General features: G+C 69.7%; 18 protein-coding genes. 12 read left to right on the top strand and 6 right to left on the bottom strand.

All coding sequences use genetic code 11. The features are described 5' to 3' along the window. Positions 1 to 33: 33 nt before the first annotated feature. The 3 genes from AC3ANN_RS13410 to AC3ANN_RS13400 are packed head-to-tail and all read right to left on the bottom strand — an operon-like array spanning position 34 to position 4,302. The gene (locus AC3ANN_RS13410; protein ID WP_488337891.1) at positions 34 to 921 is read right to left on the bottom strand and encodes a hypothetical protein; all 888 of its coding nucleotides are present in this window, start codon (positions 919 to 921) and stop codon (positions 34 to 36) included. Continuing rightward, positions 905 to 3,484 (bottom strand): ATP-binding protein, encoded by a 2,580-nt coding sequence (locus AC3ANN_RS13405; protein ID WP_488337890.1) that lies wholly within the window; start codon positions 3,482 to 3,484, stop codon positions 905 to 907. The genes AC3ANN_RS13410 and AC3ANN_RS13405 overlap by 17 nt, the downstream gene beginning before the upstream one ends. Before the next feature lie 50 nt (positions 3,485 to 3,534). After that, positions 3,535 to 4,302 (bottom strand): TRIC cation channel family protein, encoded by a 768-nt coding sequence (locus AC3ANN_RS13400; protein WP_488337889.1) that lies wholly within the window; start codon positions 4,300 to 4,302, stop codon positions 3,535 to 3,537. Between the two features lie 182 nt (positions 4,303 to 4,484). On the opposite strand from AC3ANN_RS13400, the gene AC3ANN_RS13395 reads away from it, so the two are divergent. Further along, the gene (locus AC3ANN_RS13395) at positions 4,485 to 5,534 is read left to right on the top strand and encodes a LacI family DNA-binding transcriptional regulator (protein ID WP_488337888.1); all 1,050 of its coding nucleotides are present in this window, start codon (positions 4,485 to 4,487) and stop codon (positions 5,532 to 5,534) included. A gap of 3 nt (positions 5,535 to 5,537) precedes the next feature. On the opposite strand, the gene AC3ANN_RS13390 is transcribed toward AC3ANN_RS13395, so the two are convergent. Beyond that, on the bottom strand, positions 5,538 to 7,187 hold the full coding sequence (locus tag AC3ANN_RS13390) for a glycoside hydrolase family 32 protein (RefSeq protein ID WP_488337887.1): 1,650 nt from the start codon (positions 7,185 to 7,187) through the stop codon (positions 5,538 to 5,540). Positions 7,188 to 7,283: 96 nt separating this feature from the next. Then, a complete protein-coding gene (locus AC3ANN_RS13385; protein WP_488337886.1) occupies positions 7,284 to 8,900 on the bottom strand; it encodes a glycoside hydrolase family 68 protein in 1,617 nt (538 codons plus the stop codon). Between the two features lie 221 nt (positions 8,901 to 9,121). Between AC3ANN_RS13385 and AC3ANN_RS13380 the strand changes: the two genes are divergently transcribed. The 8 genes from AC3ANN_RS13380 to AC3ANN_RS13345 all read left to right on the top strand — a co-directional run bounded on the left by AC3ANN_RS13380 (position 9,122) and on the right by AC3ANN_RS13345 (position 18,573). Next, positions 9,122 to 10,186 (top strand): LacI family DNA-binding transcriptional regulator, encoded by a 1,065-nt coding sequence (locus AC3ANN_RS13380; RefSeq protein ID WP_488337885.1) that lies wholly within the window; start codon positions 9,122 to 9,124, stop codon positions 10,184 to 10,186. A gap of 41 nt (positions 10,187 to 10,227) precedes the next feature. Beyond that, positions 10,228 to 11,517, top strand: coding sequence for a sugar ABC transporter substrate-binding protein (locus AC3ANN_RS13375; protein WP_488337884.1), 1,290 nt, complete (start codon positions 10,228 to 10,230; stop codon positions 11,515 to 11,517). Between the two features lie 58 nt (positions 11,518 to 11,575). Further along, positions 11,576 to 12,517, top strand: a complete 942-nt coding sequence (locus AC3ANN_RS13370; protein WP_488337883.1) for a carbohydrate ABC transporter permease — start codon at positions 11,576 to 11,578, stop codon at positions 12,515 to 12,517. Positions 12,518 to 12,519: 2 nt separating this feature from the next. After that, positions 12,520 to 13,479, top strand: coding sequence for a carbohydrate ABC transporter permease (locus AC3ANN_RS13365; RefSeq protein WP_488337882.1), 960 nt, complete (start codon positions 12,520 to 12,522; stop codon positions 13,477 to 13,479). Continuing rightward, the gene (locus AC3ANN_RS13360; protein ID WP_488337881.1) at positions 13,476 to 14,447 is read left to right on the top strand and encodes a carbohydrate kinase family protein; all 972 of its coding nucleotides are present in this window, start codon (positions 13,476 to 13,478) and stop codon (positions 14,445 to 14,447) included. The genes AC3ANN_RS13365 and AC3ANN_RS13360 overlap by 4 nt, the downstream gene beginning before the upstream one ends. A gap of 91 nt (positions 14,448 to 14,538) precedes the next feature. Next, positions 14,539 to 15,507, top strand: coding sequence for a glycosyl hydrolase family 32 (locus AC3ANN_RS13355; protein ID WP_488337880.1), 969 nt, complete (start codon positions 14,539 to 14,541; stop codon positions 15,505 to 15,507). Positions 15,508 to 15,595: 88 nt separating this feature from the next. Beyond that, on the top strand, positions 15,596 to 17,617 hold the full coding sequence (locus AC3ANN_RS13350) for a glycoside hydrolase family 32 protein (protein WP_488337879.1): 2,022 nt from the start codon (positions 15,596 to 15,598) through the stop codon (positions 17,615 to 17,617). 248 nt (positions 17,618 to 17,865) lie between these two features. Next, complete coding sequence (locus AC3ANN_RS13345) at positions 17,866 to 18,573, top strand: hypothetical protein (protein WP_488337878.1); 708 nt, start codon at positions 17,866 to 17,868, stop codon at positions 18,571 to 18,573. An 18-nt stretch (positions 18,574 to 18,591) separates the two neighbouring features. Here the strand turns inward: AC3ANN_RS13345 and AC3ANN_RS13340 are convergent, their stop codons facing one another. Next, complete coding sequence (locus tag AC3ANN_RS13340) at positions 18,592 to 19,521, bottom strand: Ppx/GppA phosphatase family protein (protein ID WP_488337877.1); 930 nt, start codon at positions 19,519 to 19,521, stop codon at positions 18,592 to 18,594. 202 nt (positions 19,522 to 19,723) lie between these two features. Here AC3ANN_RS13340 and AC3ANN_RS13335 point away from each other — a divergent pair, with 202 nt between their 5' ends. From AC3ANN_RS13335 to glmS, 3 genes are all read left to right on the top strand, one after another. Beyond that, a complete protein-coding gene (locus tag AC3ANN_RS13335) occupies positions 19,724 to 21,328 on the top strand; it encodes a M28 family metallopeptidase (RefSeq protein ID WP_488337876.1) in 1,605 nt (534 codons plus the stop codon). A gap of 148 nt (positions 21,329 to 21,476) precedes the next feature. Then, positions 21,477 to 22,433 carry a type I pantothenate kinase gene (gene coaA, locus AC3ANN_RS13330; protein WP_488337875.1) on the top strand — a complete coding sequence of 319 codons (957 nt, stop codon included), beginning with the start codon at positions 21,477 to 21,479 and terminating at the stop codon, positions 22,431 to 22,433. 208 nt (positions 22,434 to 22,641) lie between these two features. Continuing rightward, positions 22,642 to 24,492, top strand: a complete 1,851-nt coding sequence (gene glmS, locus AC3ANN_RS13325; RefSeq protein ID WP_488337874.1) for a glutamine--fructose-6-phosphate transaminase (isomerizing) — start codon at positions 22,642 to 22,644, stop codon at positions 24,490 to 24,492. The last annotated feature ends 6 nt before the right edge of the window (positions 24,493 to 24,498 follow it).

Raw genomic sequence — 24,498 nt, 5'->3', positions numbered from 1 at the left:
GCCGAGCCGCTCGTGAGCGCCCGCTGGGGGCGCTCACCGCGCGGACGCAGCCGGGCCCGGCGCGCGCAGGCGCAGGCCCGCCCACACCACGACACCCGCGTAGAGGACGAAGGCGATCGCCACGAGCCCGACGAAGATCGCCGTCATCGGGCGGGCCCACAGCAGGTCGTCGCGCCGGATGATCAACGAGAGGGCGATCGCGGCGAGGCTCAGCGACTGAGCCTGAAACAGGAGGCGGAACGCCGTCCATCGCCGGTCCCACAGCAGTGCGACGTTCACCACCCCGGTCAGGCTCAGCACCGCACCCGTCACCTGCGCTGTGAGCGGTGTCAGCCGCCATGCCCAGTTGTCGACCGCGATCGCCGGCGCGACGAAAACGGCCGTCCCGAACAGGAGCGCGCTGATCCCCACGAGAGCGAGCAGCCATCGCAGCGCGCGCGGCAGGAGCACATCGACATGGTCGGGCACCCGCGGATCCTCGCGACGCTGCGCGATCGCCAGAGATGTCACGATGAAGGGCGTCGTCGCGTAGAGCACCAGCCAGGTCCAGAACGAGAGGTTCGCAGAGAAGCGATCGAGGTGCGTCAGCGTCGCCCACAGCAGCGCACCCGCGAACACGGCGACCGCCGGGAACCCGTGCTTCACGCGATGCCAGCGCCGTGCGGCCGCCACGCCCACGAAGAACCAGATCCCGCCGACGTACGCAGACGCGAGCAGGTACGCCGTCATCGGCGGATCGATCGGCCACGCGAACAGCTCGCCGGTGCGCGTGGGGAAGACGAACAGCAGGAAGACCGCCGCGAGCAGGAACGGCACGATCGCGATCGCCACCCATCGGGTGACGCGGAAGATGCGGTCGGAACCGATTGGAGGCTGCGATGAGACGGATGCCGCAGCATCCGTCTCATTCCGCCCGGACATCGTCCAGCACCGCCTCGACCGGAAGCTCCAAGCCTTCGGCGACGGCGCGGTCGATCTCGTCGCCGCGACCGGCGTCGCGCAGGCCCTGCAGCGGTACCGTGTAGAACTCGAACGCGCCCGGGTTGAGGATGCCCTTGAGGCGGCGCAGGCGCAGGGCCGCGCCGAGCAGGCGTCCCGCGGTGGCGGCGTCGCCCTGCGCAGCCCGCACCCCGACGAAGGCTTCGAGCCCGTAGGCGATGCCCTCATCGTGACCGAGTGCGAGCGACGTGTCGAGCCCCTCGGCGAAGTCGTGGATGCCGCCCGCCAGATCGCCGGCGAGCACTTTCGACCAACCCCGGTGGTTCTGGGCGATGACGATTCCGAGCCGCTCGCCCTGCGCAGCGGCGAGGGCGTAGCTGTCTTCGAACCGCGCGCGTGCTCGTTCGATGCTGCCGGCCGCGAGGTCGATTCGACCGAGCATGACGAGGGCCATCGCCTGGCCCCACGCGTCGTCGTGAGCGCGGAAGTCGGCCAGGCTGTTCTCGAGCGCGTGCACCGCGGCCGGCAGATCGGGGCCGTCCACTCGCGCCAGGTGAGCGAGGCCGATCGAGACGCCCGCAAGCGCCGCGCCGGAGCCGTCGCCCGTCGCGTGGAAGAGATCGGACGACGAGACCAGGCCGGGGACCGGGTCGTAGTCCGGATCCTGCCAGAACCGGACCGCGTTGGCGTAATAGAGGGCGATCGCACGGGCATGCGAGCCGACGCGGATCCCGGCGCGATCCGCCTGCTCGAGAAGCTCGGTCATCCAGGCCTGCACGAGGCCGAGATATCCGCCGATCCAAAGGTACAGATAGAGCGACCACGCGTACTCCGCCGCCGCATCGAGGTCGCCGCGGTCCAGAAGCGCGCGCATGACGCTCGCGAGGTTCTCGGACTCGAGCTCGAGCCGACCGAGCCACTCCAGCTGCATCGGGCCCCGCAGGCCGTCCGCCGCCTCGTGCGCGAGCGCGCGATAGGTTCCGATCCACGCGGCGACCGCGCGGTCGCGCTCGTCCGGCTCGAGCAGCGTCGCCGAATACCGGCGGACGAGCGCCAGCAGCCGGAACGCCGGGGTGGCACCCGGGTGTCCGCGGCTCACCAGACTCGCGTCCACGAGCGCCTCGAGCGCGGCATACGGGTCCTCGACGCCGGCCTCGAGCAGAACGCGCTCGGCGGAAGCGACCGAGAACGTACCCGAGAACACCGAAAGCGCTGCGAGGGCGCGGCGGGTCTGTGCCTCCAGCAGATCCGCACTCCACTGGATCGTTCGGCCGAGCGCCCGCTGCCGTTCGGGCAGGTCGCGGGCGCCGTTCGCCAGCAGCGTCAGGGCGGAGTCGAGCCGCGTCAGGATCTGGTCGGGTGTGAGGGTGCGTACGCGCGCCGCGGCGAGCTCGATCGCGAGAGGCATGCCATCGAGCGCCCGGCAGATCGCGGCGACCGCCGCCACGTTCGCCGGTGTGAGCCGGAACCCGGGCTCGACGGCGACCGCCCGCTCGATGAACAGCACGACCGACGATGCCCGGGTCGCCTCATCGGTACCCGCGCCGGGTACCGGCACCTCGAGCGGCTCCAGTTGATAGCGGCGCTCCGCGCGCACACGGAGGGCGGTCCTGCTCGTGACGAGCAGCTGCAGCCGCGGGGCCTCGCTCACGAGCCGCACCAGCAGCGGCGCGGCGTCGAGCACGTGCTCCATGTTGTCGACGACGAGCAGCACGTCCCGGCCGGCCACCGCGTCGACGACCTTGTCTTCGAGCGGACGGTCACCGGGATCGCGCACATCGAGCGCCCGCGCGATCACGGTGATGACGCGGTCGGCGTGCGTGATCGACTCAAGAGCCGCGAAGGCGACCTCACGACCGGCGGCCGCAGCATCCATCGCGATCTCGATCGCCAGACGCGACTTGCCCACGCCGCCCGGCCCGACGAGCGAGAGGATGCGCACGTCGGGCCGCGCGAGCAGCGCCCCGACGTCGGCCCGTTCGCGCTCGCGGCCGATGAGCGCCGTGTACGGAGCGGGTATGCCGGGGGCCTCTCGCGCCGGAACATCCGCCGCTGCGCGCGCGCTCGTGGCGTCGAAGCGCTCGGCGAGCAGCGTCGCGATGTCGCCGAGCACCAGGGCGGCGAGCTCGTCGGGCGTGTGGAACGACTTGTACGATGTGCGGTCGTCGTCGCGGATCGCGGCGAGCAGCTCGTCGAGCCGCGGCTCGCGGCCGGGCGCCGGCTCCTTGATGTAGATGAGTGACGGGATGCTGCCCGACAGGCGGTACTCGTCCTCGAGGCCCGAGATCTCTTCGCCGGGCGCGACCCACCCGTACCGCTCCCAGTACAGGCCGATGAAGATGTCGCTCTGTGCGAGGTAGGAGCGGTAGAGCTCGCGTGGCGGATGCGGTCGCGCGCCGAGCTCGAACATCACCGGTGCCAGCTGCAGGCGTTCCAGAGTCTCGCGGACTGCCCGCCGCTCGGCCTCGAGCTCTTTGAGGGTCGAGCTGACGAACACCCGGATCCGCTGGTCGGGCGTGCGAATGACTCGCTGCACGCCGTCCATACAGCGATCTTCGCGCCCCGCGGGCGCGGCGTAAAGAGGCGGGCCGCGGGTCAGCGGGCCAGATCGTCGACCGTGAGCCCCAGCATCCGCAGCTCCTCCTGGGACTTGCCGGCGAGCTTGCGGCCGAGCAGCGGCCGCTTGTCGGGGTGCACCTTGAGGCCCTTGGGCTCCCTCGCGAGCGGCTCTTCCCAGCCTCGGTAGAGGGCGAGCACGCGGAAGGTGAAACCGAACAGGAACGCGATCCCGACGCTCAGCCAGTACGGAACGCCGACCTCGTCGAGGATGATCCACACCAGACCCGTGCCGACCGCAGTGGCGACGAACCACTCGCCGCGAACGAACTGCTTCGGAGTGACCCCGCTTGTGACGTCGATGAGGAAGCGGCCCGCCGTCGGCGCGATGACCGCGATCGCGAGGGCGCCGAGGATGGGGTAGCCGGCCTCGTCGGCCTTCTGCGCGCCGATGATCGCGTACCACGGCAGCGAGAACGACGTCATGAACTGGAACAGCCCCTCGCGGAAGAGCTGCCCGCTCGCGTACGCCAGGAAGTATCCGACGACGCCGGCCGCGACGCAGAACGTGATGTACGCCGGGTTCATGAACGCGGACGGGGGATTGCCAAGGATCACGTCGCGCGTCACGCCGCCGGCGATCCCGCCGATGATCGCCATCAGGATGATGCCCACGAACGTGTAGTTGCGGTAGTGATCGGGACGGCGGGCGAGCAGTGCGCCGTTGAGGGCGTTCGTCGTCGCCGCGATGAGGTCGACGAAGGTGCCCTGTCCGAACAGCGACCACGTGCCGAACGTGAGATCCATCGGGTGCATCGGAGGTCCTCCCTGCAAGGGCGCACCCGGACGGCGCGCCGACGCACACGCTAGCGGCGGAGGTTCGGGATGGTCATCGTGCGATTCGCGGGAAACCGCGATTCGTCGTCACCTGCGTCAGGAGCGCCGGCTCGCGGGGGATGGATCTGGCGGCCCCGCCATAGGCTGGACGCATGCCCACAGCTGCGAGCCCCGGTAGCGGCCGCGCGCGGGTCACCGACGTCGCCGCAGCTGCGGGGGTCTCGCCGACGACGGTCTCGCACGCGCTCAGCGGCGCGCGCTCGGTCAACGCCGAGACGCGCGATCGCATCCTCGCGGTCGCGCGCGAGCTCGGGTACGTCCCCGACCGGGTGGCGAGCGGACTTCGTCGCCGCCGTACCGGCGTCGTCGGACTGATCGGCGACGACCTCGCGACCACGCCGTTCGCGGGACGCATCATCGAGGGGGCGCGACGCGCCGGGCTCGAGCGCGACGTGCTGCTGATGGTGGGCGAGAGCGGTCGCGACGACGAGGCCGAACGCGACCTCATCGCACGCTTTCTCGCCCAGCGGGTCGACGGCCTGCTGATCGCGCGCATGTACCACCAGCGGGTGGAGCGACCCAGCGTTCCCGACCACGTGCCCGTCGTGCTCGTCGACGCCGCTCCTGCGTCCGGCTGGGACGTCGACGCGGTGGTGCCCGATGAAGCGCAGATCGCGACGCTCGCGTGCGAACGACTCACGCGCGAGGGGCATCGGGACATCGCCTACGTCGGCACGACCGACGAGTCGCGTGCCGCCCGCGGGCGGCTCATCGGCGTGCGGGCGGCGCTCGGCGACGCGGGCATCGCGCTCGATGACGGCCGGCTCGCGTTCTGCTCGTCCGATGCCGCCGGGGGTCGCGACGCCGGAGGGTGGCTGCTCGATCAGACCCAGCGGCCGACCGCCGTCATCTGCTTCAACGACCAGATCGCGATGGGCGTGATGCAGGCCGCGGCGCGACGGGGCATCGCGGTGCCCACCGGGCTGTCCGTCGTGGGAATCGACGATCTGCACCCGGTGGCGGACGCGCTCGACCCCGGGCTCACGACGATCGCGCTGCCGCACGCCGAGATGGGACGGTGGGGCATGACGCGCCTGCTCGACCGCATCGAGGGAACGGCGCCTCCGATCGGCGAGGGCGTGCACCTGGTGCGCGGGCACCTCGTGGAGCGGGAGTCGGTCGCCGCGCCCGCCGACCGGTGAGCATCACCTCCGCTCGGACTCGCGAACGACCGGAGTGACGCGGAGCGGCGTGAGGCTCGCGTCCGTCAGTGCGACGTCTGAGCGCACCCCTTCGATCTGGAGTCCGCGTTCGGCGGACGTGCCGAACGTCGCCATCGTGAGCGCGGCCTGGCCGCCGCCGGCGAACACCTCGACGGAGGCGGAGTCCACCACGATGTCGAGCTCGATCCGGCCGCCCGTGGGCTCTGCGGGCGCGGAGCGCACGACGCGGTACGTGTCGGGCATCTCTCGCGCGATCGCGTCGGTGTCGCGGGCCGCGAACACGGTGCGCGCTGCGAAGTCGTAGCCGACCGTCGCGAAGCTCCCGTCGCCGGTGAGGATCTTCACCCGGAGTTCGCCGGCGGCGCTCGAGGCCGCGAGTCGCAGTCGGTACGCGCCCGAATCAGGCACGTCGACCTGCACGGGTCTCTCCGCGCTGAGCCGGGCGTCGTCGATCCGCTCGGGCGCGCCCTCGAGATCGCGCAGCTCCGCCGCCGGAGTCGAGCGCAGGCTCTCCCGGCCGCCCACGGATCGGAGGGTGATCGTGCGCACAAGAGTGTCGGATCCGCCTTGCCACTGCGCGCCCGGGAAGCGGCCCGCGTATGCCCAGTTGTTCATCCAGGCGATGCTGTAGCGGGATGCCAGACGCTCTGCCTCGCCGAGTCGCGGGTCGTCCCACGTGACGGCTGCGTAGTAGTCCGGACCGTGATCGAGCCATTGATGCCCGGCTTCGGTCGCCGTGAATCGCTCGCCGTCCCATTCCCCGACCCAATAGGCGGTGCCGGTCGTCCTGCCCTCCGCGGCCCCGTTGGCCCCTGCGACGAGCACCCACCGGACGTCGTCGGGGTCGCCGTCGACCGACATCGGGAACAGGTCGGGGCACTCCAGCACGCCCAGCCCGGCCGTGGAGAAGTCCGAGGTGTAGGTCCATTCGCGCAGGTTCGGCGATGTGTAGAACCCGATGCGATCGTGCTCCGCGAGCGCCATGACCCAGTGGCCTGCGGTGTCGTCCCAGAGGACGCGGGGATCGCGCCAGTCCGCCACGCCGGGATTGTCCATCACCGGGTTCGCGTCGTACGAATCGAAGCTGTAGCCGCCGTCGCGTGAGAAGAACAGCGACTGCCGCTGGACGCCGTCGACCTGCTGCGTCACCAGTGCGATGACGGCGCCGGCGCCGAACCCGGCGGTCCCGTCCTCGTCCACCACGGCCGTCCCGGTCCAGATGTCGCCGAGGCCGTTCGTGTACTTGTCGATCGCGACGCCGGCGTCCTCCCAGTGGACGAGATCCGTCGAGGTCGCGTGGTACCAGGCGGTGCCGTTCCCGTGCGGGTGATCCGCGTTGTAGAGGTAGTAGTAGTGCCAGACCCCGTCGAGCAGGAACGGCTTCTGCGGATCGTTCATCCAGTGCTTCTCGGGGGTGATGTGCACCGCGGGCCTGTGTGGCGACCAGTCCGAGGGCCGCTCGAACGGGTCCGCCGACGTCGCCGTGCGGGAGGGCTCGTCCACGGCCACGTGCGATGACAGGCCCACGGCGAGAACCGCGCCGGCGGCGACCGCGACGATCGCGATCAGGGCGGCCGCGAGCACGAGAGCACGCCGACGCCGGGTCGTGAGGCGGGCATCGTGATCAGGCATGGAGGATCCTTCCGGTGGCGGTCGCGGGTCGTCCGACGGCGGGACGGATGCCTCGGCACGAGGCCGGGCCGAGGCATCCGTCGGCGCTCATCCGGGTCAGGGCAGGGGCTTCTCCTTGCCGCCCGGGTTGATGTTGATGTTCGACGGGACGTCGGCCCAGCCGCCGAGTCCGCCGTCGCCGTACGAGTAGTCGACGCTCGTCGTGTCGCCGTGGATGTCGACCTTCACCGTGGGAGCGAGCGTGCCACCGCGGACGAAGTCATCGTGCGTGCCGATGGTGTCGATGAACGACTGCACCAGACCGCCGGGCATGACGTAGTGCGAGTACGCCTGGAAGGCTCCGGGATGCTGGTTGAAGTCGGGCGCGAAGGGCTGCCCCTGGAGGTGGTTGAGGTTGGTCGGGTTGCCCAGCGCGAGGCCCGAGCCGCCGTTGAGCGGCTGGAAGTCCGAGCGGATGCCGTCGCCGACGAATCCGTAGACGCCCTCGGGCCCGTCGATGCCGGCCGCGAACGTGCTGCGGTGGGTGATGGTGAACAGGTAGGCCTTGCCGTCCTTGAAGATGAACTGCGGACGCTCGGTCTGGTCGGTGACGCAGTTGGCGGAGAGGATCGGCGGGAGGAACTCCCACTCCGTCAGGTCGTCGTTCGTCGCCTTCGCGAGGCCGACGTTCGCGATCTGGTACGTGGCTCCCGAGGCGTTGACCTGCTCGACCGTCTCGGCGAGCGGGTCGCCGGGCCGATACCCGAGGTCGGCGTCCGTGCAGACGGCTTCACCACGGGTCATCGCGGAGTTGCCCTCGAAGACCATGTACGTCTCGCCGGGGTTCTCGGGGTCCTCGAACGTGAACGGGTCGCGGAAGTTGAAATACGGGTTCTGGGCGCCGGTCTGGTAGAACTCGCCGTCGGCCTGGAGCAGATCGTGGACCTTGTCGAACCCGGTGAGCTTCACGCCCTTGCCGGTCGCGTGCACCTTGCCCACACTGAGCGCGATGCGCGGGTCGTAGGGCTTCAGGTCGTTGCCCTGCGCGTCACGGTAGAAGGCCACGTCGGTGAAGAACAGCTTGACCTCGCCGCCCTTGAACACCCGCGCCGAGCCCGACCATTGAGTCTGGTGGCTGAATGACTGATCCTCGAAGATCCGACCGGTCACGCCTTCGTCGAAGACGAGGCCGCCGTAGGTCCAGCCTCCATTCTCCGGCCGCTGCTCGGCGGGCACGCCTGCGGGACGGAAGAAGTAGCCGATCTTCGCGTAGACATGGCGCTCGTCGAAGCCGAGGCTGCGATCCGCGACGAGCGAGAAGATGACCTCCTGGCCGTTGATGGAGTACTGGTTGCCGTCCTCGTCGGTCAGCGGCCACGTGTCCCACACCCACACCTGCTCGTTCGACATGTCGGGGAAGTCCTGCGGCACCTCCGGCATCGTGAGCGCGGCGGGCATGGAGTTCTCACGCGAGGGAGTGCTCGGGTCGGACAGGCGCTTTAGCTGGCGTGCGTCCGCACGGGTCCACTTCGCGGTGAAGTCGTCCTCGGGTGCGTACGACTCCTGAGTGTGAACCGTCGGCTGAGGGCCGTCCTGCAGATCGGGCGTTGCCGCCGGTCCGGTCGGGCCGGCGACGGCGGCGGCAGGGACGGCGATGAACGCCGAGATCGCGACGGCCGCCGCCGCGACACCGCCGGTCAGGATACGCCTGACGCGCTTCGGGGGAGTGTGCATTCTGGATGCTCCGTTCGGGTGAATGAGTCATGCAAATCGATTTGCATGACTCATCCATGGTGACACGAGGTGCCGCCTCGCGCATGTCGGCCGTTCGGGGGACGCGGCCGGACAAGAAATGCGACTTGACGCGCGCGCTCAGCCCAGTTCATAATCATCGCGGGCGATAAATCGATTTATCACGAGGAAGTGTCGGAATGGCGAGGGCGCGCATCTCAGACGTGGCGGCAGCTGCCGGCGTCTCGGTGACCACCGTCTCGCTCGTCATGAACGGCGTCGAGGCACGGATCTCGGACCAGACCCGCATCCGCGTACGCGAAGCAGCGCGGGCCGTCGGCTACGAGCCGAGCTCGGTGGCCCGGGGGCTTCGCACGCAGCAGACGCGCACTGTGGGTCTCATCTCCGATCAGATCGCCACGACGCCGTTCGCGGGACGGATGCTGGCAGGCGCGCAGGACGTGGCTCGCGAGCAGGGCCACCTCGTCTACCTCGTCGACACCGGTGGGGACACAGCCATCGAGAGCGAGGCCATCCGCGCACTCACCGCACAGCAGGTGGACGCGATGATCTACGCGTGCATGTGGCATCGCGTCGTCGACGCGCCCCCCGGGCTTCCTGCGCAGACGGTGTTCCTCGACTGCCGTCCCGCCGACGGCGGCTTCCGCAGCGTCGTCCCCGACGATCGCGCGGGAGGGGCGGCCGCCGTCCGTGAGCTCGTCGCCGCGGGCCACCGTCGCATCGCCTATCTCGACACAGACGAGCCCGGACCGATCGCGTCGCGACTTCGCCACGAGGGGTACCGAGAGGTGCTTGCCGAGGCGGGGATCGCCCTCGATCCCGCGCTGCACGTCAGGGCCGAGACATCGGCGAAGGGCGGTCGAGCAGGGGCTGAGGCGCTCCTCGAGCTCCCCCCTGATCGCAGGCCCACCGCGATCTTCTGCTTCAACGACCGCATGGCCGCCGGCGTCTACATCGCCGCGCACCGCCGCGGGCACGACATCCCGCGCGATCTGTCGGTCGTCGGCTACGACGATCAGCAGCTCATCGCCGCGGAGCAGGATCCCCCACTGACCACCGTCGCTCTGCCCCACTACGACATGGGCCGCTGGGCGATGGAGGTCGCGCTCGGCGTCCGCGCGGACGGGGGAGAGGACGCCACGCATCTGATGGAGTGTCCCGTCATCCGACGAGACTCCGTGGGCCCGCCGCCGGCGCAAGTCGCCAAACCGAACCGGCGACGGGCTTCACACACCGAGCGGCCGCCGTCGGCGGCCCCCGATCGATGACCCACGCGGGCGTGGGTCACCAAGAAAAGGAAACCACAACAATGCGCAGAAGGATCCCGATCCTCGTATCGGCAGGCCTGGTCGCCGCGGTCGCCCTCACCGGGTGCGGTCAGGCAGGTCAGGGCGACTCCACGACCTCGGACGGTCGCACGCAGCTCACCATGTGGACCCACTCCGCCGGCAATCCGGCCGAGCTCGAGGTGTACGAGCGGATCATCTCGGACTTCAACGACTCGCAGGACGAGTACGAGGTCGTGCACGAGTCGTTCCCGCAGGGGGCCTATAACGACGCGATCGTCGCGGCAGCGGCATCCGGGGATCTTCCCTGCCTGCTCGACCTCGACGGCCCCATCATGCCCAACTGGGCATGGGCGGGCTACCTGCAGCCGCTCGACCTGCCGACCGAGATCACCGATGCCCTGCTTCCCACCGCCGTGGGTGTGTGGGACGGCGAGATCTACTCCGCAGGCTACTGGGATGCCGCGCTCGGCATCTTCGCCCGCAAGTCCGTGCTCGAGGCGAACGGGATCCGCATCCCGACCGTCGAAGAGCCGTGGACGGCGCAGGAGTTCGGCGATGTGCTGGCCACCCTCAAGGCGGCCGGCTATGACACGCCGATCGACATCGGCGCGGAGGACACCGGCGAATGGTGGCCGTACGCGTACTCGCCGTTCCTGCAGAGCTTCGGCGGCGACCTCATCGACCGCGACACGATGCTCTCGGCCGAGGGCGCTCTCAACGGGCCGGAGGCTGTCGCCTGGGGTGAGTGGTTCGCCGGGCTCTTCGCCGACGGCTACGCGAGCAACAGCGGCACGATCGGCAACCAGGAGTTCGTGGACGATGAGGTTGCCCTGAGCTACACCGGCGTCTGGAACGCCGTCACCGCGCTGGAAGCCGTCGGTGACGACCTCCTCATCCTGCCGCCGCCGGACCTCGGCGCCGGGCCCAAGATCGGCGGCGGGTCGTGGCAGTGGGCCATCTCGTCCGAGTGCAACGACGCGGACGGCGCGCGAGAGTACTTGGAGTTCAGCTTCCAGGACGAGTACATCACCGAGTTCGCCGACAAGCAGGTCGTGATTCCGGCGACGGATGCCGCCGCCCAGGCATCCGAGTACTTCGGCGACGAGGGCGCGCTGCGTCCGTTCGTCGAGTTCTCGCAGGAGTATGCCGTGCTGCGCCCCGAGACGCCCGCCTATGCGGTCATCTCGAAGACCTTCGAGACCGCAGCCAAAGACATCATGAGCGGTGCCGACGTGCAGCAGACGCTCGATCGCGCCGTCGCGGAGATCGACGCGAACATCGAGTCGAACGACGGCTACGGCTTCCAGTGATCGACCGCCCCGGCGAGGACGACGCGTCCTCGCCGGGGCATCTTCAGAGAGATCTGCCATGACTGTCACTCCTCCGACGGTCGCTGCCGAACAGCCTCGGCGCGCCTCCCGTCGCTTCCGCTCCATCAAGGGCCGGGAGACGTGGGCGGGGCTCGGGATGATCGCCCCCGCGGGCATCCTCCTCGTGCTCTTCCTCGTCATCCCCGTGATCCTCGCCTTCACGCTCTCCTTCACCAACGCCCGGCTCATCTCGCCGAATCCGCCGCGATTCGTCGGCATGGACAACTTCATCCGTGCGTTCACCGCCGATCCGGTCTTCCTCCAGTCGGCGTGGAACACGGCGATCTTCGCCGTGGTGGTCGTGCCGGTCCAGGCCGGACTCGGACTGCTCCTGGCCGTCCTGGTGAACCGGCCCATGCGCGGCGTGACCGCGTTCCGCGTGATCTTCTTCATCCCGGTCGTGACCTCGATCGTCGTGGTCTCGATCCTGTGGAAATTCATGTACCAGAAGGACGGCCTCATCAACTCGATGATCGACGCGCTGACGTTCGGCGCGTGGTCGGGAGTCGACTGGCTGAACGATCCGAACACCGCGCTCGGCGCGATCATCGTGCTGTCCATCTGGCAGGCCGTCGGCTTCCACATGATCATCTGGCTGTCGGGACTGCAGACGATTCCCGAGGAGCTCTACGAGGCGGCCAAGATGGACGGCGCGAGCCCGTGGCGCCAGTTCACCAACGTGACATGGCCGGGTCTGCGCCCGACGATGGTGTTCGTCCTGGTGACCATCACGATCGCCGCGCTCGGCCTCTTCGTCCAAGTGGACGTGATGACCCAGGGCGGTCCCGTGAACTCGACGTCGACGATCGTCTTCCACGCGGTGCGGAAGGGCTACGAGCAGCAGGAGATCGGCTACGCGGCCGCGATCTCGCTGATCTTCTTCGTCGCGGTCCTCGTCATCGCGTTGATCCAGCGCCGTATCACGCGAGAGAAGAGCTGAGCATGTCCGTCACGCGTACCCTCACCACGTCCCCGGGCACATCCGCGCGTCCCCCCTCGCGACGCGACCAGCCGGTCCGCAGCGAGACGATCCGGCGCCGTCGCGGCACGGCCTTCCTGTATGCGGCGCTGTCGCTGTTCGGAATCGTCTTCCTCTTCCCGCTGGTGTTCATGTTCGTGTCGAGCCTCAAGCCCGACAGTCAGATCCTGCAGGACATGGACTCGCCGATGGCGTTCCTGCCGGTCGGCGACATCAGCCTCGACAACTATTTCGGCGTCTTCGACCGGGTTCCGGTCGCCCAGTTCCTGTTCAACTCCGTGCTGGTGACGGTCCTGACCGTGGGCCTCGGTCTGATCGTGAACTCGATGGCAGGGTTCGCGCTGTCGCGGCTGGAGTGGAAGGGGCGCATCGTCGTGCTGTCCCTGGTGATCGCGACACTGATCGTGCCGTTCGAGACCATCGCGGTGCCGATGGTCTACTGGGTCGCGCAGCTGCCGACCCTCGTGATGGAGGGCGGCGTCCTCAAGTACGACTTCGGGTGGCTGAACACCTACGAAGTGCAGATCGTGCCCTTCATCGCGAACGCTTTCTCGATCTTCCTGTTCACGCAGTACTTCTCGACGATCCCGAAGTCTCTCGACGAGGCTGCCCGCATCGACGGCGCGAGCTGGTTCACGATCTACCGCCGCATCCTGGTGCCGCTGTCGGGCCCCGCCTTTGCGACGGTCGCGATCCTGACGTTCCTGCCGGCGTGGAATCAATACCTCTGGCCGCTCATGGTGGTGCAGAAGGAGGAGCTTCGGCCGGTCATGGTGGGCATGCAGTACTTCTTCCAGCTCAACACCGCGTGGGGCGAGGTGATGGCGTACACGTCTCTCATCACGATCCCGGTGCTCATCGTGTTCCTGGTGTTCCAACGGGCGTTCGTCAGCAGCATCGCCGCGAGCGGGGTGAAGGGATGACGGTCCTCGCGCTCTCTCCGCACGCCGGCGACGCGCCACGTGTCTTCGTGATCGGCGAGGCGCTCGTCGACATCGTGCACCGCGCGACCGGAACGGTCGACGAGACGCCTGGCGGCAGCCCGGCGAACACCGCCCTCGCCCTCGGGCGTCTCGGCCGGCGGCCGACGCTCGTGACATGCCTGGCCGACGACGAGAGGGGTACCAGCGTGCGGCGGTGGCTCGAGGAATCGGGTGTAGAGGTCGTCGCCGTCCGCGCAGCACGTACGGCGACCGCGACCGCGCATCTCGACGTCGACGGGACGGCCTCGTACGATTTCGACCTCGAATGGGACCTCGGCTCACAGTCGGCGGAGCTCGCGGACCGCATCGCGGGAGTCGCGGACGCGGTCCACGTCGGATCGGTGGCGGCCGTGCTCGAGCCGGGGGCCTCCGAGGTCGCCGCGCTCGTGCGGGCGGCAGGCTCGAGCGCGATCATCACGTACGATCCGAACATCCGCCCGTCGCTCGTCGACGATGCGGCACGAGTCCGTGAGCGCGTGGACGCTCTCGTGGGTCTCGCCGACGTCGTGAAGGCGAGCGACGACGACCTCCGCTGGCTCCATCCGAGACGCGAGACCGTCGAGGTGGCCCGCGAGTGGGTGGCCCGAGGCGCCGCTCTCGTCGTCGTCACGTTCGGCTCGGGCGGCGCGCTCGGGGTGACCGCCGACGACGAGGTCTTCGTCCCCGCCGTCTCGACCGATGTCGTCGACACCGTGGGCGCCGGTGACACGTTCATGGGTGCCCTCCTCGACGGCCTCCTCGACGCGCGCGCGCCCGAGGGTGCCGCACGCCTGCCGGGACGCGGCATCCGTTCCGTCGACATCGAGGCTCTGCTGCGTCGATGCGCGCTGGCCGCGGCGATCACCGTGTCGCGGCCGGGCGCCGACCCGCCCCGCCTCGACGAGCTCGCCGCCGCTCGCGCGATCTGACCGCACCTCCCGATCTCTCACGGCCGCCGCGGCCGTGATCATGCACGTCGCGCGATCGACAGACCCGCGCGCAAGACCTCGAAGGAATACTGTGTTCGATCTTCCCGGCTCCTGGGTATGGGACTTCTGGTTCGTCGACGACGGCGACCGCTACCACCTGTTCTTCCTCTACGCCTCCCGCGCGCTGCGCGATCCCGACGCACGCCACCACCGCGCCTCCATCGGCCACGCGGTGTCGGACGACCTCGTCCATTGGACCCAGGTCGAAGACGCGCTGGTGCGCAGCGACGCTCCCGCCTTCGACGACCTCGCGACGTGGACCGGCTCGGTGGTGAGGCATCCGGACGGCACGTGGTTCATGTTCTACACGGGCGCGTCGCTGGCGCCGTCGGGCAAGAACGTCCAGCGCATCGGCTACGCGACGTCGCCCGACCTGCACGTGTGGACGAAAGCCTCACGCCCGGTGCTGGAGGCGCAGGCGCCCTGGTACGAGAAGCTGTCGAGCGGGGCGTGGCACGACGAGGCGTTCCGCGACCCGTGGGTCTTCCCCGACCCGGCGGGCGACGGCTGGCACATGCTCATCACCGCACGCGCGCCGCACGGCCCGGTCGAGGGCCGGGGCGTCGTGGGGCACGCGTGGTCGGCGGATCTTCGCACGTGGCAGCTGCGCGAGCCGCTGACAGTACCGAGTCCGCAGGGTTTCGGCCAGCTCGAGGTGCTGCAGGCCGAGGTCGTGGACGGGCGACCCGTGCTGATCTTCTCGTGCCTGGGCGAGCACGCCACCCCAGGCCGGCGGGAGGCGTCCGCGGGGACGTGGGCGGTGCCGGCCGGCGGTCTGCTCGGGCCCTTCGACGTCGAGGCGGCATACCCGCTGACGGACGAGAGCCTCTACGTGGGACGCCTGCTTCGCCGCCGTTCCGACGGCCAGTGGCTCCTGTTCGCCTTCCGCAACGTCGGTGACGACGGCCGGTTCGTCGGGGGCGTCACCGACCCGATGCCGGTGGTCTGGGAGAGCGGCCGACTCGTGCGGCGGGACGACGCGCGCGTGCCGGCCGTCTGATGCGCACCGGCGCCGGGGCTCAGCGGACGGCCCCGGCCACCGGCCCGTTGCAGCGGGATCGACACGTCCGCCCCGAGAAAGGATGACGATGGTGTCAGCTTCAGGACGCGGCCGAGTGCGCACTGCGGCCGCGGTGATCGTGGTGACAGGGGTGCTGTCGGGGGTACTGGTCGACGGCTCGCGGGAGGACTCGGCGGAGGCGTCGGAACCCGTGGACCGGTACCGGGCGCAGTACCACTTCACGGTGCCGGACCACTGGAAGAACGACCCGCAGCGGCCGGTCTTCATCGACGGCAAGTTCCACTACTACTACCTGTACAACAGCGACTACGACGCGAACCCGGCGAGCAACTTCGGTACGGCGTGGCGGCTCGCGACGTCCGACGACGGGGTCGTGTTCGCCGATCAGGGCGTCGCCGCGCCGAAGAAGACCAACGCGAACTACGACCTGTGGTCGGGATCCGCCGTGGTCGACCATGCGGACACCGCCGGGTTCGGCGCCGGCGCCGTGGTGATGCTCGTGACCCAGATGGACCACCCCACGCCGGCCCAGCAGCTGAACGCCTCCGGGCCGCAGGCCCAGTTCCTCTGGTACTCGACGGACGGCGGTCGCAACTTCCGTCCGTTTGGAGAGGATCCTGTGATCCCGAACGGCGGCCGCGCGGACTTCCGCGACCCCAAAGTGGTGTGGGACGCGGAGCGCGGCCGTTGGGTGGCGCTCATCGCGGAGCGCGATCGTGTGAGCTTCTACACCTCTCAGGATCTGAAGACCTGGTCTCGCACGTGGGAGTACGTGAATCCGGGCATCGGCACGATCGAGTGCCCGGATCTGTTCCCGATCCGCGCCGATGACGGAACCCTCAAGTGGGTCTTCGGAGTGAGTGCGAACGGCTATGCCACGAACGAGCCGGCCACCTTCGCGTACTGGACCGGCTCGTTCGACGGAACCTCGTTCGCCTTCGATCACACGGCGCCGCAATGGCTCGACCACGGTTTCGACTGGTACGGCGCGGTGACGTGGGAGGACCCTGCCGCACCGCTCGACCGCCGCTACGCCGTCGCGTGGATGAACAACTGGGACTACGCGCATTCCACGCCGACCTGGACCGCCGACGGCTTCAACGGCACCGACTCGATCACTCGCGAGATCCGTCTGAAGAGGTTCGGAAGCTCGTTCAGCCTCGTGTCCCAGCCCGCGGCCGCGCTCGCCGGCATCGCGACGGAGCGGATCGAACTCGGTGACGTCACCGTGGACGGATTCCATCCGCTCGCCTACCAGGGCGACGCCTTCCAGTTGGAGGCCGACGTGACGTGGGAGACCGCGACCAACATCGGTCTGCAGCTGCGCCGTTCGGCCGACGGCTCGCGTCACGCCGACGTCGGTGTGACCGAGACGTACGCCTACCTGAACCGCGGCCAGACCGGGTACCCGACCGGAACCTGGAAGACCGAGAGCCGCAGCCCGTTCGACGGAGCGGCGGGCACCGTGCATCTGCGGATCCTGGTCGATCGCACGACGGTCGAGGTGTTCGTCGACGACGGCCGCCACGTGCAGTCCAGCCAGGTCTTCGCTCCTCCGGGCGATGACGGCATCGCCCTCTACTCCGCAGATGGCCCGGCCACCTTCCACGATGTCACCATCACGGAGTTCGGCAACGTCGCCCAACGCCCGGCGAGACTGGTCGCAGACTTCGAGCGGGCCACGTGGGGTGACGGCTGGACGGCCACCGGCGCGTTCGCCACCGCAGGTCCGAGCAACGCCAACCTGGTCGGGCAGGTGGGTCACCGAATCGCGGACACGTTCGTCGGCGGCGGCGATCCGGCCACAGGCACGGTCACCTCGCCCGGATTCACCGTCGACCGCGACTTCGTGCACTTCCTCCTCGCGGGTGGCGATCACGCACTGGGGGTCGAGCCCGCCACATCGGTGCAGCTGCTCATCGACGGGCAGCCGGTCCGCACAGCCACGGGGGACGACTCGGCGCGGCTTCGGCACGTGGAGTGGGACGTGCGCGAATTCGCCGGGCAGACGGCGCACTTCCAGATCCTCGATGACGCGACGGGCGAGTGGGGCCATCTGATGGTGGATCAGATCGTGCTCAGCGACTGAACGCGGTCGGGTCGCAGTTTGAGATGTGAGACTTCCAGTCTCTAGAGTGGCCACGTGCTCGACGCTGGGGGTCGAGCACCAGATCCGTGGCGCTCCGCGCCATCGGCGGGTCTGGTCGGTGCCGGGTTCTGGGGACCCGGCACCGCGACTTCGCGCCCGTCGACGGACAGCGGTGGGCGGCGGATAATCGTGGGATGCCCCTTCCAGCCTCGCGCCCACGGCGACCCTCGGGTCAGACTCGTGCCCTGATGCTGGAGACGGCGGTCGAGCGGGTCAAGGCGGAGGGGCTCCTGCTCGACTACGCCAACATCGAGCTCGAGGACCTGATCCGGGCCTCCGGAGTGCCGCGTTCGACGGTGTTCCGGATCTGGCCCGATCGGGTCGCCTTCGTCGCGGACCTGGTCCGGGCGCTCTTCGAGGCCGATCCCGGCTTCGACACGGGGTTCGACGACGAGACGCGCGGGTTCCTCCAGGAGGCGCTCGCCGAGAACGCCGAGGCGATGCGCACGTCGGAGGGCCGGCAGGCGGTCTTCCGTGAGGCCATCCGCGTCGCCGTCGCGCACAACATGGTCGCCGTCGAGAAGACCATCGCGTGGCGGGCCTACCGGACGATGTCGGCCGCGCTCGCGAGCGGCGACGCCGTGCCGGGAGGCGAGGAGATCCGCGGGCTGCTGTCGGAGCTCGAGGGCCGGTACCTCGACCGCATGGCCGAGATCTACCGCGGGCTCAACGACGCGTTCGGACTTCGAATGCGCGACGGGCTCACCGAGCGCGATCTGGCTGTCGCCGTCATGGCCACGATCGAGGGCATGAGCGACCACAGTCGCATCAACCCGTCGCTGGCGGGAACCCCGCGCACGATCGCTCTGGGGCCCGAGGCGCCGACGGAATGGCACCTCGCGGGAGTCGCGGTGTACGGCATCTACATCGCGTTCACCGAGCGACGCGACGGCTAGCCGCGGCGCGCGACCGCGCTACCAGCCCAGCTCCTCGATATAGCGCAGGAGCACGCCCTCGCGCAGCGCCCACGGCGACACCTCCAGCTCGTCGACGTCGAGCGCGCGCATCGCCTCGTGCAGCACGACGGCGCCCGCGACGATCTGGAACGTGCGGTCCGGCGTGATCCCCGGCAGCTCCTGTCGCGCGGACGCGGGGATGCGCGCGAGCCGCGGGATCCACGAGCTCAGCGCGGCGCGCGGCAGCAGCATCCGTTCGATCCCCGACCATCCCGGCACGGGATAGCCCACGAGCTTCGCGAGCGACCGGATCGCCTTGGACGAGCCGACGACGTGGTCGGGCCGCGCCAGCGCCCCGAACGACTCGGCGATCGGCGCGAGCGTCGCACGCGCGTGGGCACGCAACCGTTCCACGGCCTCCTCGCCCGGCGGGTCGTGGGGAAGGAACTGGATCGTCATGCGGCCGGCGCCGAGGGGGACGGATGCCGCAGCCTCGGGCAGTTCGTCGGGCCCTGCCGCGAGCTCGAGGGAGCCGCCGCCGATGTCGAAGAGCAGGATCTGGCCGGCGGCCCATCCGAACCAGCGCCGCACCGCGAGGAACGTGTAGCGCGCCTCGGTCTCGCCCCCGAGCACCTGCAGCGGCTGGCCGAGGGCCTTCTCGATGAGCGAGATCACCTCCGGACCGTTCGCGGCCTCCCGCACGGCCGAGGTCGCGGTCGCGAGGAGCTCGTCGACGTGCTCGGCGTCGGCGACGCGGCGCGCCTCGGCCACGGCGTCGACGAGCGCGGTCACGCCGGCTTCGCTGATCGCGCCGCCGTCGTCGAGGTAGCGCATGAGGCGCAGCACCGTGCGCTTGCTCGTTGTTGCCAGCGGCCGGCCACCCGGGCGGACATCGGCGACGAGCAGGTGGACGGTGTTCGAGCCGATGTCGAGGACTCCGAGGCGCACGGTGCAAGGCTAGCGGCCGATCCGGCGCCGTCTCGGATGAGCGCACGATGAGAAGCGGATGCCGCCCCTATCGCGCGTCCCACGCTCGGTCTAGCCTCGGCGCCAGGGCGCTGATCCGGCGCCCGTTCCTGAAGGTGGGCGCCGACGAGGGCGTCCGCGCACACGGCGGCCGACGATGGTCGCCGAACGTCAAGGAGAGAACATGAACAGATCCCGCACCTCGGCGCGCCGCGCCGTGGGCCTGACCGCAGCAGGGGCCACCGCCCTGGCGCTCGCGCTCGCGCCGATGACAGCCGCGAGCGCCGCTCCCGGAGTCGCGTGTGACACGAGGAACAACAACACCGTCGCGAAACTCCTCGAGTGCGTGAGCGCCGAGGGCGCGCTCGAGCACCTGCAGGCGTTCCAGCAGATCGCCGACGAGAACGACGGCAACCGGGCCGCCAACACCTCCGGCTACGAGGCGAGCGTCGACTACGTCGTCGAAACGCTCGAGGCCGCCGGGTGGGATGTCTCCATCGACGAGTTCGACTACTTCCTGTCGATCCCCACCGTGCACCAGCTCACCCCGGTGGACGTCGCGCACCCCGCGGGCTACTTCTCCGAGGGTGCCGCGGCCGGCACGGTGACGGGCAACGTCGTCCCGGTCGACCTGGCACTCGCGGCTCCGGCGACGAGCACGAGCGGCTGCGAGGCCGCCGACTTCGCCGGGCTGGACTTCTCGGGCTCGACCGACATCGCGCTCATCCAGCGCGGCTTCTGCGAGTTCGGAGTCAAGGCGCGCAACGCGCAGAACGCGGGCGCCGAAGCGGTCGTGATCATGAACCAGGGCAACGCGCCGGATCGCATGGATCCGATGACGAACGTGACGCTGATCGGGGCCAACCCGACCGCGCTCGACATCCCCGTCGTCTCGACGTCGTTCCAGGGCGGCGTCTCGCTGGCGCAGCCGGGATCGACGGCGACGGTCAGCCTCGTGTTCGAGAACCACCCGCAGAAGAACGTGATCGCCGAGCTGCCCGGCCGCAACCCCGACAACGTGGTCATGGCCGGCGCGCACCTGGACTCGGTCCCCGAAGGCCCCGGCATCAACGACAACGGCTCCGGCTCGGCGGCCCTGCTCGACATCGCCGAGAGCATGAGCAAGGTGAAGCCGCAGAACACTGTGCGCTTCGCGTGGTGGGGCGCCGAGGAGGAGGGTCTTCTCGGGTCTGCCGCCTACGTGGCCGGGCTCAGCGAGGCGGAGCGGCAGCGCATCGCGCTCTACCTCAACTTCGACATGGTCGCGTCGCCGAACTACATCTTCATGATCTACGACGGTGACGAGTCGACCTGGGAGGCACCGGTCGTCGTGCCCGAGGGCTCCATCGAGATCGAGGACCTGTTCGAGAGCTACTTCACGAGCGCCGGCGTGCCGTACGACGACGCAGAGTTCAGCGGGCGCAGCGACTACGAGGCGTTCATCCTCGCCGGCATTCCGGCGGGTGGCCTCTTCACCGGCGCCGAGGACGAGAAGACCGCTGAGCAGGCGGCGATCTGGGGCGGCACCGCGGGCGAGTGGCTCGACCCGTGCTACCACCAGGCGTGCGACGACATCGACAACATCAGCATGGAGGCGCTCGAGGTCAACGCCGACGCCATCGCGCTGGCGGTGCTCGCGTACGGCTACTCGACCGAGCTGGTGAACGGCGTGGTGGGCGTCGACGTGCCGGGCGGCCTGCTGCTGCCCGAGCCCGCCGGCCCCGAGGGCACGTGGGCGAGCGGTGGCGGCGGCTACCACGGCCACGACCACACACCCGACGCGAGCTGACTCGCATGGCACCGGGCCCGCCTCCCACAACGGAGGCGGGCCCGACGTCGTTGCGGCGCGGGCGTAAGTGCCGAGAGGGATGCCGCGTGCCGACGCGGCCTGATGCCGCAGGACGACCCCTGCATCCCGACCGCATAGGATGGGCGCGATGTTCGCCGCCGACGATGCCGCCACGCTCGCACCCGTGCTCTCGCTGTACCGCGAGATCGACCGGGCGGACTGGGCGCGGCTGGCAGCGGGTATGACCCAGCCCCTGAGCGAGACCGAGATCGTGCAGATCCGGGGGCTCGGCGACCGCCTCGACATGGCCGAGGTCGAACAGGTCTACGTCCCGCTGTCGCGCCTGCTGTCGCTGTACGCCGAGTCGACCAAGCGGCTCGGGGCGGAGGAGTCGGCCTTCCTCGGCGAGTCCGATTCGACGACGCCGTTCATCGTCGGCGTCGCGGGCTCGGTGGCCGTCGGGAAGTCGACGATCGCCCGCCTCCTGCGTGAGCTCACGAGCCGCTGGCCCGGGACGCCCCGGGTCGAGCTCGTGACCACGGACGGATTCCTGTACCCGAACGCCGAGCTGGAGCGGCGCGGGCTCATGGAGCGCAAGGGTTTCCCCGAGTCGTACGACCGCCGGGCGCTGGTGTCGTTCCTCACCGAGGTCAAGAGTGGCGCACCCGAAGTGCGCGCGCCGTTCTACTCGCACATGCGGTACGACATCGTGCCCGACGCGGTCGTCACCGTGCGCCGGCCCGACATCGTCATCGTCGAGGGCCTCAACGTGCTCCAGCCACCCCCCACGCCGAACGACGTGGCGGTGAGCGACCTGTTCGACTTCTCCGTCTTCGTCGATGCGGATGCCGACCACATCGCCCAGTGGTACGTCGACCGCTTCCTCGCCCTCCGCCGGGCGGCGTTCAGCAACCCGAACTCGTTCTTCAATGTGTTCGCCGAGCTCACCGACGACGAGGCGGTCGAGCGGGCGCTGCACTTCTGGAACACGATCAATCTCCCCAACCTCGAGGAGAACGTGCTCCCCACGCGCCATCGCGCGAACCTCGTGCTGCAGAAGGCCGCCGACCACACAGTCGAGACGGTGCTGCTCCGCAAGCTCTGACGGTCTCGCACGGCCCCGTCTGCGGCGTCCGTCGCATTCCTCCAACATGTCAACCGCGCCTGCACAGGAGCCTTGGACGTTCGTGCTCCTGTGCAAGCGTGGTTGACCTGTTGAAGCGGAGGCGGGGGAGACCCACCCGGGGCCGTGGCCTCCGGCATCCGTCGTTCGTTCAGAGTCCTCGCAAAACCCCCGGCTTACCATTGAGCCCATGTGTGGAATCGTCGGATACGTGGGCCCGCGGCAGAGCCAGGCCATCCTTGTGTCGGGTCTCTCGCGCCTCGAGTACCGCGGCTACGACTCCGCGGGCATCGCCGTCATCGACGGCGACGGGGGTCTGGGGATGCGCAAGCGCGCCGGCAAGCTCAGCGTCCTGCGCGACGACCTCGCGGCGCACCCGCTCGCCGACGGCACGACCGGCATCGGCCACACGCGCTGGGCGACGCACGGCGGACCGACCGACGGTAACGCGCACCCGCACCTCGCCGACGACGACAAGCTCGCCGTCATCCACAACGGCATCATCGAGAACTTCTCCGAGCTGAAGGCCGAGCTCCTCGCGGAGGGATTCACGTTCCGCAGCGAGACCGACACCGAGGTCGCCGCCGTTCTCCTCGGGCGCGAGTACCGCCGCACCGGCGACCTCGTCGCCGCGTTCCGCCACGTGGTCGCACGGCTCGAGGGCGCCTTCACGCTTCTCGCGATGCACGAGGAGCAGCCGGGCCTCGTCGTCGGCGCGCGCCGCAACTCGCCCCTCGTCATCGGCCTCGGCGAGGGCGAGAACTTCCTGGGCTCCGATGTCGCAGCCTTCGTCGAGCACACGCGCAACGCGCTCGCGATCGGCCAGGACCAGATCGTCGCGATCACGCCGTCGGGCGTCGAAGTCACGGACTTCGACGGCAACCCGGTCGAGGTCGAGCCGTTCGAGGTGACGTGGGATGCCTCGGCCGCCGAGAAGGGCGGCTGGTCGTCGTTCATGGCGAAGGAGGTCTCGGAGGAGCCCGAGGCCGTCGCCAACACGCTGCGCGGCCGCATCCGCGACGGCGAGGTCGTGATCCCCGAGCTCGACGGCATGGACGAGCTGTTCACCGGCGTCTCGCGCATCGTCGTGATCGCGTGCGGCACGGCCGCGTACGCCGGCCAGGTCGGCAAGTACGCGATCGAGCAGTGGACGCGTATCCCCGTCGACGTCGAGCTGGCGCACGAGTTCCGCTACCGCGACCCGGTCATCGGGCCCGACACGCTGGTCGTGTCGATCAGTCAGTCCGGCGAGACCATGGACACGCTCATGGCCGTGAAGTACGCGCGCGAGCGCGGCGCCAAGACCCTGTCGATCTGCAACACCCAGGGCGCGACCATCCCGCGGGAGTCCGACGCGATCGTCTACACGCACGCGGGACCCGAGGTGGCGGTTGCCTCGACGAAGGCGTTCGTCGCGCAGATCACCGCGCTGTACCTGATGGGCCTGCACATCGGCCGCGTGCGCGGCGCGGTGTCGCCGGCGGATGCCGCCGCGCACGTCCGGGAGCTCGAGGCCGTGCCCGGCAAGATCTCGCAGATCCTGGAGCGCGAGCAGCCGCGCATCGAGCAGTTCGCTCACTGGATGGCCGACACCCGCTCGGTGCTGTTCCTCGGCCGTCATGTCGGCTTCCCGATCGCGCTCGAGGGTGCCCTCAAGCTCAAGGAGCTCGCCTACATCCACGCCGAGGGCTTCGCCGCGGGCGAGCTCAAGCACGGCCCCATCGCCCTCATCGAACCCGGCCAGCCGGTGTTCGTCATCGTGCCGTCGCCGCGCGAGTCGGCCGAGATGCACAAGAAGGTCATCTCGTCGATCGAAGAGATCCGGGCGCGTGGCGCACGCGTCATCGCGATCGCCGAGGAGGGCGACGCCGCAGTGCTGCCGAAGGCCGACGAGGTGCTGCGCATCCCGCTCGCGGGGCCGTTCTTCGAGCCGCTCCTCGCCGTCGTGCCGCTGCACATCTTCGCGATGGGCCTCGCGACGGCCAAGGGCCTCGACGTCGACCAGCCTCGCAACCTCGCGAAGTCCGTCACGGTGGAATAGGCGCGA

It is taken from the genome of Microbacterium sp. STRO-2N, from assembly GCF_057747775.1.
The sequence above is the reverse complement of the archived record's forward strand: the minus strand, read 5'-3'. Positions and strand labels throughout refer to the sequence as shown.

What these genes read in the sequence shown, in the direction of transcription:
- AC3ANN_RS13365 (WP_488337882.1), top strand. Translation starts at nt 12,520, where the DNA reads ATGTCCGTCACGCGTACCCTCACCACGTCCCCGGGCACATCCGCGCGT.
- AC3ANN_RS13360 (WP_488337881.1), top strand. Translation starts at nt 13,476, where the DNA reads ATGACGGTCCTCGCGCTCTCTCCGCACGCCGGCGACGCGCCACGTGTC.
- glmS (WP_488337874.1), top strand. Translation starts at nt 22,642, where the DNA reads ATGTGTGGAATCGTCGGATACGTGGGCCCGCGGCAGAGCCAGGCCATC.
- AC3ANN_RS13350 (WP_488337879.1), top strand. Translation starts at nt 15,596, where the DNA reads ATGGTGTCAGCTTCAGGACGCGGCCGAGTGCGCACTGCGGCCGCGGTG.
- AC3ANN_RS13375 (WP_488337884.1), top strand. Translation starts at nt 10,228, where the DNA reads ATGCGCAGAAGGATCCCGATCCTCGTATCGGCAGGCCTGGTCGCCGCG.
- AC3ANN_RS13345 (WP_488337878.1), top strand. Translation starts at nt 17,866, where the DNA reads ATGCTGGAGACGGCGGTCGAGCGGGTCAAGGCGGAGGGGCTCCTGCTC.
- AC3ANN_RS13385 (WP_488337886.1), bottom strand. Translation starts at nt 8,900, where the DNA reads ATGCACACTCCCCCGAAGCGCGTCAGGCGTATCCTGACCGGCGGTGTC.
- AC3ANN_RS13400 (WP_488337889.1), bottom strand. Translation starts at nt 4,302, where the DNA reads ATGGATCTCACGTTCGGCACGTGGTCGCTGTTCGGACAGGGCACCTTC.
- coaA (WP_488337875.1), top strand. Translation starts at nt 21,477, where the DNA reads ATGTTCGCCGCCGACGATGCCGCCACGCTCGCACCCGTGCTCTCGCTG.
- AC3ANN_RS13370 (WP_488337883.1), top strand. Translation starts at nt 11,576, where the DNA reads ATGACTGTCACTCCTCCGACGGTCGCTGCCGAACAGCCTCGGCGCGCC.
- AC3ANN_RS13395 (WP_488337888.1), top strand. Translation starts at nt 4,485, where the DNA reads ATGCCCACAGCTGCGAGCCCCGGTAGCGGCCGCGCGCGGGTCACCGAC.
- AC3ANN_RS13335 (WP_488337876.1), top strand. Translation starts at nt 19,724, where the DNA reads ATGAACAGATCCCGCACCTCGGCGCGCCGCGCCGTGGGCCTGACCGCA.
- AC3ANN_RS13410 (WP_488337891.1), bottom strand. Translation starts at nt 921, where the DNA reads ATGTCCGGGCGGAATGAGACGGATGCTGCGGCATCCGTCTCATCGCAG.
- AC3ANN_RS13390 (WP_488337887.1), bottom strand. Translation starts at nt 7,187, where the DNA reads ATGCCTGATCACGATGCCCGCCTCACGACCCGGCGTCGGCGTGCTCTC.
- AC3ANN_RS13405 (WP_488337890.1), bottom strand. Translation starts at nt 3,484, where the DNA reads ATGGACGGCGTGCAGCGAGTCATTCGCACGCCCGACCAGCGGATCCGG.